Annotated in this window: 1 pseudogene; it reads right to left on the bottom strand. The window is 38.7% G+C overall.

Going from position 1 to position 375, the window contains the following annotated elements:
• A pseudogene (locus TH606_RS11805) lies at positions 1 to 375 on the bottom strand (hypothetical protein); the annotation flags it as partial.

Here is a 375-nt window from a genome sequence, read left to right as displayed (position 1 = left end):
CATAGTGATGAAGTTCCGTCTTGCGATACCAGTCGTGCGGTATAGAGGCAAAAATTGCTTTAAAAACTTCTATTAATTTTTTTACTTCTCCACTTTCAAGGAGACGAGCCAGGCGAATCTCGTTCTGTGTTTTGGCTTTTAAATCTTTCACAAAGTAAGACAACAAATGGTCTGATAAAGCAGACTTTACCTCAAGGTTAGGATAACGAAGCTTATACGAACGTTTCCTGCCAAGGATGTATTCTAAGCCTTTAATTGTCAGATAGCCTGTTTGAAAAAGAAGGGTTTCAGGGCGTATGTAGTTGATGTCAAAGGATTCAATAAGCTCTTCGCCCACTTCTAAGTTTTCAAGCTCAGGAATGAAATACTTCTTCT

It is taken from the genome of Thermodesulfatator autotrophicus (genome assembly GCF_001642325.1).
In the GTDB taxonomy this organism is placed as follows: Bacteria; Desulfobacterota; Thermodesulfobacteria; order Thermodesulfobacteriales; family Thermodesulfatatoraceae; genus Thermodesulfatator; species Thermodesulfatator autotrophicus.
This window is presented reverse-complemented; position numbering and strand designations above follow the sequence as displayed.